This is a genomic window from Microcoleus sp. A006_D1 (assembly GCF_036702805.1).
In the GTDB taxonomy this organism is placed as follows: Bacteria; Cyanobacteriota; Cyanobacteriia; order Cyanobacteriales; family Microcoleaceae; genus Microcoleus.
The window spans coordinates 363,390-373,630 of record NZ_JAUBVZ010000007.1; the positions used below are offsets into that span (position 1 = coordinate 363,390).

The window sequence follows — 10,241 nt, forward strand, 5'->3', positions numbered from 1 at the left end:
TGGTCATCAGTCATGAGTTATCAAGCTGCTGACTGCTGACAACGAACAACTAACAACTGACAACTGACAACTGACAACTGACTAATGACTAATGACTAATGACCAAAATTTTCAAATTGAAGTCCAAAGGCTTCACAAACTAACAGTTTACGGCCGCTGGTTAACTGTGATATTGCTGTGGATTAGCGTCGGTTTTTTAAGCATTTGGAGTTTGCGTCGCGAAATCGGTTTGTGGTTGGAAAACTTCACTTGGGCGGCGGTGCGCTACGGTTTGTATTTTCACCGCTGGCCGACTCTTGGTTTGACTTTGTGCTTGGCGATGACTTTAGCAGTGCTAACTTGGCAAAGTCGCAATCGGGTGCTAGGATTGCCACAGCCGGAAAAACAGCGTTTGGAACAACAAGTTCGCCGCATTCGCCAACAGGGGCCGAGTCATTTTTTGTGGAAGTGGGTTTGCAAGGGTTCGCAGTAGTCAGTTGTCAGTAGTCAGTTGTCAGTTGTCAGTTGTCAGTTGTCATTAATCATGAGTGCTGTCCCCGCTCCCTAACAGCAGTCAGGCAAAGCGAGGTAAAATCTGTGCTGGGGAAAACTGTTCAAGTGGAATCTCGATCGCAAATTCTGTTCCTTTGCCCGGTTCCGAAAAGCACTTCAATTCGCCGCCATGTTGGTTGACAACAACTTCATAGCTAATCGACAGTCCCAAACCAGTTCCTTGGCCGACAGGCTTAGTAGTAAAGAAAGGGTCAAACAACCGCTTCCGAACATCTTCTGTCATCCCCGGGCCGTTGTCAAAAATCCTAATTATTACCTTTTTTCCCTCGATTAACTCCGTGCGAATCCGAATCGTAGAAATCAGGCGGGTAGAGTTAGAAATTGAGGATTGAATGTTTGCACGGGAATGCTCTTCCTCGCCTAATTGCGAATTTTTCTGACTTTTTTCATCAACATTTTCGTGTTTGTTCCACTCAATAATAGCGTAAATTGCATTAACTAAAATATTCATAAATACCTGATTTAGCTGTCCGGGATAGCACTGAACCAGCGGTAAGTCGCCGTATTCTTTGTGAATTTCGATCGCCTCCTGTCCCGGTTTCCCTTTAAGCTGGCTTTGCAAAAGCATAATCGTGTTGTTGATTCCGTCGTGAATGTTGACTTGCTTCATTTGGGCTTCGTCTAACCTGCAAAAATTCCGCAGCGACAAAACAATGTCGCGCACCCTTTCTGCACCTTGCTGCATGGAATTGAACACTTTTGGCAAGTCTTCCAGCAAATAATCGAGTTCGATTTTTTCTGATTCCGCTGCAATTTCTGCGATGGATTCGGGACAGTGTTGCTGGTACAGGTAAAGCATCCGCATTAAACTTTCAGTATACTCTTTAGCGTGGTGCAAATTGCTGTAGATAAAGCCGATCGGATTATTGATTTCGTGAGCTACTCCTGCTACTAACTGCCCCAAAGAAGACATTTTCTCTGTTTGAATTAGTTGGGTTTGAGTGCGCTGAAGTTCCAGCAGGGCAAGTTCGAGCTGTTGGGCTTGATGCCTCAACTGTGCTTGCGATTCCCGCATCGCCACGGTTGCTAATTCGTGAATCTGCAACTGAGAAAGTAGCAGTTGGTGCACGTCTAAAAGTTTGTAACTGTCCGGCTCTACCTGCACTACAATTGGTTCGTGGATTAGTTCGGGCGATCGCTCTAAAGACTGCCGCACTGCTGTCATAATCGAGGTTTTGCGATCGAGAACCAAGATATCAGTTTTAGTAAAGCGGTAGAGTACCAACAAAGGCTGTTGAGAAAATAACTCCAAGCTGTAGGGACGGCTCATGTGTTCAAAATAACGCCGCCGCGAAATCATCCCTGTAAACTTTCCTTTCTCAGTAATGATGATGCCGGGAAGTAAAGGATTAGCTTGAAAAATTTTAGCAACTTCGCCACCCAGACAGTCTGACTCTAGGAGAAAGTCGTACAGGGTTAATTCCTGTAGAGTCGATCGCAAACCAAGCGGCGATTTCAAGGGACTCAACCCGTCAGTTTCATACACTGCTCCCTCCTTTGGTAATTGGCCGTTGCGGTTGGGTGCTGGAGTGTTGCGTAATATTTGCATTGCATTTTCGACTCAGTTTAGAGCTTGGCAATCAACTCCGCTCTGCTCGCTCGAATCCAGTTAATTCAACATGATTTTTTGATCTTGAATCGTGCTGTTGTCACCGGAAACGATACGCAGGTGAGATCGATTTAACAGCAGACACCCCTGTAAAACCTGACTATTTACTAAATTTTATCTATCCCAGATTCTACTAATCCGAATCTAGCAGCGATCTCTGATTTTAACATTTCTTTACATTAATTGGGATCGGATTGATAGACATCCGCGAACTATACCACTACATTTGCTATTACCCCTTACCTAGAATTATAGGACAATCCAGACAAGACTAGCGACCCTGTGACAAGTCAGGCAAAACCGATGTTGGGGAATTGCCAAAAAATGTCAATTATCAGTTTTTTCGCACAAATGCCGATCGCTCTCAACACGCGGATTGTATTGCAGGTAGTCTCCCAGCCAGCGACAGCCGGCTGCGACCAATTTGTCAAGTTCAGCGGGTTCTACCCTAGCAGCCTCAAGATTCCAAAGCCTCACCCACGCATCTTTGCCGGCAGATGCTAAAGTTGTGCGATCGGCACTAAAACTCACGCTCCACACATCCGCTTGATGCCCCTTAAAAGTGTGCAGCAAAGTGCCGTCGGGCCGCCAAAGTCTCACCTTACCGTCAGTGCTGCCCCCTGCGAGCATCTTGCTGTCTGCGCTCCAACTGACACTACCCAAACCTGCTGTAGAATCGTCGAGAGTTTTGAGCAACTTGCCGTCAGTGTTCCAAAGTTTCACCTTCCAATCGTGACTCGCCGAAGCAATCATCTTACCGTCGGGCGAGAAATTGCAGCCCCAGACTTCATCTCCGTGTCCCAAAAGAGTTTTCTCAAGTCGAAACTGTGTTTTCCCGCTGCGTTTCCAAAGTTTGACAGTTCGATCCTGACTGGTGGAAGCCAACATATTGCCGTCAGGACTGAACCTAACTGATGTAACTGGTCTAGTATGTCCTGTTAAAGTGTGCAGCAAAACGCCGCCTGCACTCCAAATCTTAATACTTTTATCAGAACTGGCTGTAGCAATTAATTCGGAATTATGGCTAAAACTCGCGCTCCAAACTAAATCTCGATGACCTTTCAAAATGTGCTGTAAAGTTCCATCGCGGTGCCAAATTCTGACTGTTTTGTCAAAACTTGTAGAAGCAATTAACTGACTGTCTGGACTGAAAACAACCTCAGTAACTGACTGGGTGTGTCCCGGCAAACTCAAAAATAATTTGCCGTTGGGCTGAAAAAAATTAACAATAAAATCGTCACCAGCAGTTACAATTAACTTGCCGTCGGGGCTAAAATTAGCTGTGTGTCCGTTAACCAAACGATTGCGTTCTCGGACTGCATTTAGCGTTCGATGCAGTATATTTACTGTCTGTGCTTTGAGCGTTGGGGAAACTTGGATGTCTCGCATTTTTTTTGCCGCGCTGACTGCTGCGATTAAAGCTCCTAGCTCGTCGTAGCTTAGGGAAATATCGGCGGTGGAGTTGAGAGCTTCAATTTGGGTAATTATCGCTTGTTTTTTTTGATTTTGGGCGCGAGCAGCAACTCGCTCCGCCTGCACTACGATGCTGGCAGAAATTGCGGAAATGGCAGCGAGTCCGAACAAACTCAATTGGACTGTCAGCTTGGCTTTTTGCTGAGCTTTAGTCAATACTAAATTTGCCTCTGCCAATATTTTTGAGGCTGCTTTTTCTAATTCCAAAGCTCTCTGAAATTCGAGATTTTCTAGTTCTTGGCTAGCTGACAGGAATTGATAATCGCGATCGCTTAAACTTTTGTCTGCCGCCCAGGTTAACGCTTCTACCAGAGATCTGCCTTGCAGCAAGCGAGAACTGTCGGTATGGTTGGATGCGAACCAAGCGTCGAGGGACTCAGAGTAAGGTCTGCGCTTTGCTAATTCTTGCTGTATCCATTCTCGGTTGAAAACCGAGGCGTAAATCTGGTTAAAGACTCTCAGTTTTCCTCGATCTTTGACAATTAAACCAGATAGTAACAGTTCCCTTTTTTCGGCACTGTCTTCAGCTAAAGCAGCTTGAGGAATTAATTCTCCTGCTGGTTTTTCTGTGGCGTTGGGGAGAGTCGCACCGGCGGCTAAAATTTGTTGGTAAATTCCTAACAAGCGGCTGGTGTGCTGGGGATTTCTCAAAAGGCGATCGCGAATTGTTTTGAGGTGTTCCGGTTCGTCTTGAAATTCCCAGTTTTCCAAGGCGCTCGACTGCACTAATTCGGCAATGAATAACTGACTGTTAGCTGGACTATTGCAGTTGCTGTCGGTTTGTGCTGCTAACTTTTGAGACGTTAATTGACAAATTTTGTGGGTTAGAAATGGCTGTCCTCCCGTCCATGCTAAGATTTCTTGGAGAATTTCTTGGGAATTATCTATTTTTTGCGGCCAGCCTCGGGCTAAAGGTGCTGCTTCGGCAAGATCGAATCCTTTGAGCTCGATGGCGCGACCAATATTAAACGGAGTTCGGGTTTTGTCACCAACTAAATCTTGAGGAGTTGCGACTCCAAATAAGGCAAAAGTCAGGCGGTTGTAGTCGGGATTTTCGGCGCGTTTGTTGTAGCAGCCGCGCAGCATGGCAAAAAAGTCGTCGCTGCTGAAGTTGAGGGAGAGAATGCTGTCAATTTCGTCGATAAATATCACGATATTGCGATCGCTCGCAGGAAGCAATACTTGTTCTATAAATTCATTTAATCTGACGACTGGCGGCAAGTGTTCGCGATCGCGCCACCAAGTCTTGACATTCATTTTAATTTTTAAGCTGTTGGCGAGAGTGGCTGTAAAGCCGGCATACCACTGCACGGGAGTTATTTCGGCAGTGCCAATTCCCGTGATGTCAACAATCCCGCAGGCGGTGTTTTCTGCTTGCAAGCGGCGCGCTGTTTGCACCCGCAGACTCGATTTCCCCATTTGTCGCCCGGTGAGTACGTAGCAAAACTCGCCTGTTTTTAACGAGTCGTAAAGTTCGCGATCGGCAGCTCTGGTGACGTAGGTAGGAGCATTCGCGGGCAAACTGCCGCCAACTTGATATTCAAATTCTGTAGCTGTCAAATCGCACACGGACAATAAAGGGGAAGCAGAAGCAAGTAATTCTATTTTACCCGACTTTTTCTCAACCTCAACTTCTATTTGAGGAAGTTGATTTTGTTGCGATAATATTTCGATCATTATTACTTCTCCTACCCCTTAATTTTAGGCAATTCTCATGAGAAACTCTAAGATGTTGAGTGGAGGAACCTCGGGGGGCCGGGTTTGGGAGGGCGATCGCACAGAGTTGAATTGAAAGGACATTTGAGTAAAGTAAGCGACGGTTTCCATGTGCGGTTTGCCGAATTAGATGTGTTAACCCTATAAACGGCGAGGCGATCGCACTTTCAGTACAATGTCACTATTTCAACCGGTACACCTGTTGAGTTTGAGTATCTGAGAGTGTGAAACTAGCTTGAATCCTGTGGCTGTGGCGATCGCAGGTTTTTGAATTGCCCTCGCGCCACGAGGGCGATATGCAGACAGTTAGCGTATTGGCACAAGGGGAGGGGGAGAAGGGGAGAGGGGAAAAATATTCCCTGTTGCTGATTGCTTCTATCCGCTACATCCGTTGCATCCCGTACCTTGCTCGTTGCCGAACTTGCTTCTTGCAGCAGACAGAATCGAGCCCGCGGAGGACGGATTTTGGATTGTCGCCGTTAAAAATGAAGAGAAAAGCACGACAGCACCAGCAGCAATATCACCCAAAAGAATGATTTATCTACAAAAAGTTGCGTGTTATCTTTACTAGGTAATTCTATACATAAATACTTTTACTCCCAAGGAGAACAAAAAATGGACACACCTACAGATCGCGAACAAGAACCGGTCGGGGCTAGAGAACTCGAATCAATACCTGTATCGGGAAATATTTCGAGCCAAAAAGTTACTGAGGTTAACTTTGAAACGACTCCCTTAGAAACTCCTGTTTATACTCAGGACAAAGTTAGCGTCGAGGAGTTGAAGATTAATGGCGACGATTTAGTGGCTAAAGTTAAAGAACTGGTTCACGAAAGCAATATCCGCCGCATCATTATCAAAAATGAAGAAGGACGGATCTTGGTAGAAGTTCCTCTGACGGTGGGAGTAGTTGGCGGAGTGATCGGTGCCGCTTTGTTTCCAGTCATTGCAGCAATCGGAGCGATCGGTGCATTAGTCGCTCACATGACGATTATCATCGAAAGAACAGATTGACAGTTGACAGTTGACAGTTGACAGTTGACAGTTGACAGTTGACATATGACAGTTGACATATGAGGGCGACCTCTACCTGGAAGGAAGAGGATTCGAGTAATGAATAGTCTTGTTTTAATTTCTCGCCTTTAAGGCTTGGGGCTTTAAACCAATTCTTTGGAGTAAAAAAATTAGAAAACTGGGCGGTTGAAACTGCGTCTATACAAACAAAACCCGCGACTCGGCTTCGCTCGCCGAATACCTCCGCGGGTTGAAGATTGGGCAGTTAAAATTGCGTTATTTGCTTTACACCGCGGAGGCGGACTACCCTTCCCGAAGGATAACGCCTACATTTGTGTAGATGCGGTTTCAACCGTACGTCCTATCTATATCCTAAGAAACAGTTTGGTGAGCTAACTTAACTTTCCCTAAAGCCATCTTTCTGCTGTCAAAGAGCTTCATCACCCCGGAGGAGATGGTCTCGATGATATCGGGAGCGCAGTAAGATAGAAACTCTTCCGACGAAATATCACCGGCAAAAAAATCTTGAGCTTTCTTCAAAAAGTTTTCTGTTTCAGCAAAGCCGATAGATTTGATAATAAAGGTAGCTACGGGTGAGTTTTTAATATCATAGGGAGATTCTTGATTGCGTCCTATTGCTAGGATATCTAAAACCTCTTTTTCCAACTGACTTTCTAAGGGGTAGGCGATTTGTCTGTTGGGCAAATAATCCTCCAAAACCGATGTTTTGAATCCTGGTGCGCGCAATTCTCCCATCATAGTTGAAAGCGGAATATCGCGACCCAAACGGTAGGAAAGAGCTTCTAAAATGGCGATGGTAATTAGCTTGATACCCAGATAAAGTTTGGCAACTGCGATATTTTTGCGAGTTTGGGCAATCATGTTAGCGTAGGTTTCATCGTCCGGCTCTTGCAAAAACTGCTGGAAAACCAGTTCGGGTTTGAGGAAGTTTAAAAATCCTTCCATTTTTTGCAGAGACTTGCGATATCCGGCAACAGTATAGGAATTGACATTGCTCAATTCGTGGTTGGTTTCCGGCATCAGGTTCCATGTATTGTCTAAGAAATTAGAGGAATTTGGAGAGGCAAAATTCTCTACATCCCGATTTGCTAACCTGACAGAACGCTTGACAATTTCTGCGGTTTTGGCATCAGTCCATCCGAAATCAAAATCGCGATTGACACTTACCAGTCGCTGGTGCAAAAGTTCGATCGCGCTCAAACCGCTGGGCGACACCGCACGAAAAGGTATAGTAGCTTCGATGCAGGCGGCGATTTCGGCGATCGCACTTGCTGGCAAAAAAGGCTCCAAAGATTTGGCAGCAATCACAGCACTCAAGAATTCGTTTTGGCCGGCAAAGGGAGAGAGAGTTTTACCGGGAACAAACCCAAAGACACAGGCCACGAGGTGATACATGACATCGTTGGGAAGTTCGGTTTCATCTCTAATCACTAACTGCGATCGCACTTCTTTGACAAAAGGACAAAGGGCGCTACTAATATTGAAACTCACGCCCTGATCGACTTGCACGTATACGAGGTCGTGAAACAGGGCAGCGAGCACCTCGATCGCATCGACAGAACCCCCGACCTCAAAAATGTGTTCCGACGTGTGAAAGTAGCGCCAAGGCCCTCTCATCGTTTGAATGATTAACTCGGCTATCTGCTCCAGCTTGCCAATCTCTACTCGACCTCCCAATTGCTCGATCGACTCCACCAAACCATCCAGACACCGTTTTTGTTCTCCGAAAAGCTCCATTTACGCACCTCCAGTACATTCCCTGATTGTCTTGGGCTTGATTGCATGGTATCAAAACAGGCTGCGATCGTGCCATCGTTCATGACTCAAAAATTGCAGGTTGTGGGGAGACGGGGTGAGGGGGAGACGGGGTGAGGGGGAAGAGGGGAATAAAAAATTTAAAGTTGGCGGCGATTCCCGGAACAAAAGCGATTTGTATCATTAATAACAGTAGATTGCAGCGGTTAGTTAATAACCGCAAGCTGGCGAAATCTCAAAAAAATCTGGTTTCAAGGATCGATCGACTCCTAGGCAAGCAGAAACCAAGTTTTTAGCCCCCGCACGCTTTCCCCAGATCGATGTTCAGCTTTTAGAGAGAGGTAAAAACGCGGTCGATCGCTGCACTATTAACTAGGAACTGAGCAATTTGGGAGACTAGGTGGCGTGAAATTCGTGTCCGATCCGCGGATAATAGTCAAAATCCGCAAAATGAACGAGCGGGTGCGGTGGCAAGAACAGTCGATCGCCGATCGGGGAATCGACCAAACTCGAATGGTTTTGGACGATCCAACCGCCGACACTCCAGAGTTTTCGTTTTTAGTTGCAGGCGACAGCGGCACCAGCAACCACCGCGGGCACAACCCCCAGCGGCAGGTTGCCGAACAAATGATCTCGGAACGCGAAAATTGCCGTTTCGCCCTGCACACGGGCGATGTAGTGTATCTGGTGGGTTCGAGCGAATATTACTTGCAAAACTTTATTCGCCCCTACCGAGAGTTTCTCGTCGGCGGCGAGCAACCATCTCGGATTGCTTACGATCGCATGGTGTTCAATTTTCCGTTTTTGCCAGTACCGGGAAACCACGACTACTACGACTTGCCCGTACTCTACGGCATTCTGTCGGCAACAGCTTTGCCGCTGCGGAAGCTGTTGGGTTCCAAATTGGATCTCGATGTCGGCTGGCACGGTTCCGATCGCGGAAATGCCTACGCTAAAGCATTTCTCGACTACCTGAAAGCTCACAACTTGCCCGGAGAACTCGATCGCCACCTAGACATCCACTACACCGCCAGCACCAGCACAGGTCGCTGCCTCCGCTACCAACCCGGACGCTTTACCCGCTTACCCAACCGCTATTACACGTTCCGCAGCGGCGGCATCGACTTCTTCGCCCTCGACTCCAATACTTTCAACGAACCCTTGCCGATCCCGAAAACCAAACAGGGCGACATTCGCCGCCAAAATTTGGAACTTGATAGGCAGAAGTTGGAACAAGAAAAATTGGAAATGCTGGAAATGTCCGATCGGCTCAAACCGGAAAATCCAGAGGAAGCCGAACAGCTAGACGACTTGAGCGCCAAATTAGAGCAAGTTGACGAAATGCTGATGGATATCGACAAACAACTGTCGCCCGACAGAAAGGCCTCCACGGATGTCGAACAGCTCGAATGGCTCAAACAAAGACTGATCGCGTCTTGGGGCGATGCACAGGTGCGAGGGCGGGTAATTTACCTGCACCATCCCCCCTACGTAACCGAGGCGACAAAGTGGAATCAAGCTCAAACTTTGGCGGTGCGGTTGCGGTTGCGCGAGGTGCTCGACGCGGTGGCCGATGCAGTTGGGAAGGAGACGCGGGGGCGCCCGCTAGTAGATTTGGTACTCACAGGCCACGCCCACTGTTTGGAATACCTGCGGACTGGAGATACCGGACACGGCGACTCTGGGATTAATTGGATTGTCTGCGGGGGAAGCGGCCACAGTCTCCGCCGCCAGCGCCCGGAAGGGCCGATATTGCACGAACCGTCGAGCCCGGAAGCTTATCGGTTGGCGCGATCGACCGGTGCTGAAAAAACAGGCCGCCAGGTAGCAGAATCTTTGCTATTTGTCGGCCGCAGCGGTCAAGGTGCCCACAAGCGCCGTCCTTATTCGTGTTTGCGGATTGATGTTTTAGACGGGACTCCCCCGAAGTTCCGAGTCAGACCTTTGGTTGTCGAACGATTTGAGGGGAAATGGCAGGAGATCGCGATCGAACCTTTTGTGATTTAACTTCGTTTCTGGGTTGGTAAGTAGGTCATTGCAAAAAAACAATAGTATCTTGTAGGGGCGGGTTTAGCTAAGAATCTATGATACGAGCCAGTTT

At 47.3% G+C, this 10,241-nt stretch carries 6 protein-coding genes; 3 read left to right on the forward strand and 3 right to left on the reverse strand.

Annotated elements, in window-relative coordinates; translation table 11 throughout:
* Positions 1-91 precede the first annotated feature (91 nt).
* A complete protein-coding gene (locus QUB68_RS15925) occupies positions 92-472 on the forward strand; it encodes a hypothetical protein (protein ID WP_332994114.1) in 381 nt (126 codons plus the stop codon).
* A gap of 81 nt (positions 473-553) precedes the next feature.
* On the opposite strand, the gene QUB68_RS15930 is transcribed toward QUB68_RS15925, so the two are convergent.
* Together QUB68_RS15930 and QUB68_RS15935 are read right to left on the reverse strand one after the other, a co-directional pair.
* Positions 554-2,101 carry a sensor histidine kinase gene (locus tag QUB68_RS15930; RefSeq protein ID WP_332994116.1) on the reverse strand — a complete coding sequence of 516 codons (1,548 nt, stop codon included), beginning with the start codon at positions 2,099-2,101 and terminating at the stop codon, positions 554-556.
* Between the two features lie 387 nt (positions 2,102-2,488).
* Positions 2,489-5,311, reverse strand: coding sequence for an AAA-like domain-containing protein (locus QUB68_RS15935; protein ID WP_332994118.1), 2,823 nt, complete (start codon positions 5,309-5,311; stop codon positions 2,489-2,491).
* A gap of 654 nt (positions 5,312-5,965) precedes the next feature.
* Here QUB68_RS15935 and QUB68_RS15940 point away from each other — a divergent pair.
* Positions 5,966-6,364 carry a DUF4342 domain-containing protein gene (locus QUB68_RS15940; protein WP_332994121.1) on the forward strand — a complete coding sequence of 133 codons (399 nt, stop codon included), beginning with the start codon at positions 5,966-5,968 and terminating at the stop codon, positions 6,362-6,364.
* Between the two features lie 372 nt (positions 6,365-6,736).
* Here QUB68_RS15940 and QUB68_RS15945 read toward each other — a convergent pair whose 3' ends face one another.
* Positions 6,737-8,122, reverse strand: coding sequence for a hypothetical protein (locus QUB68_RS15945; RefSeq protein WP_332994123.1), 1,386 nt, complete (start codon positions 8,120-8,122; stop codon positions 6,737-6,739).
* Between the two features lie 468 nt (positions 8,123-8,590).
* Here QUB68_RS15945 and QUB68_RS15950 point away from each other — a divergent pair, with 468 nt between their 5' ends.
* Positions 8,591-10,147, forward strand: a complete 1,557-nt coding sequence (locus QUB68_RS15950; protein ID WP_332994125.1) for a metallophosphoesterase family protein — start codon at positions 8,591-8,593, stop codon at positions 10,145-10,147.
* The last annotated feature ends 94 nt before the right edge of the window (positions 10,148-10,241 follow it).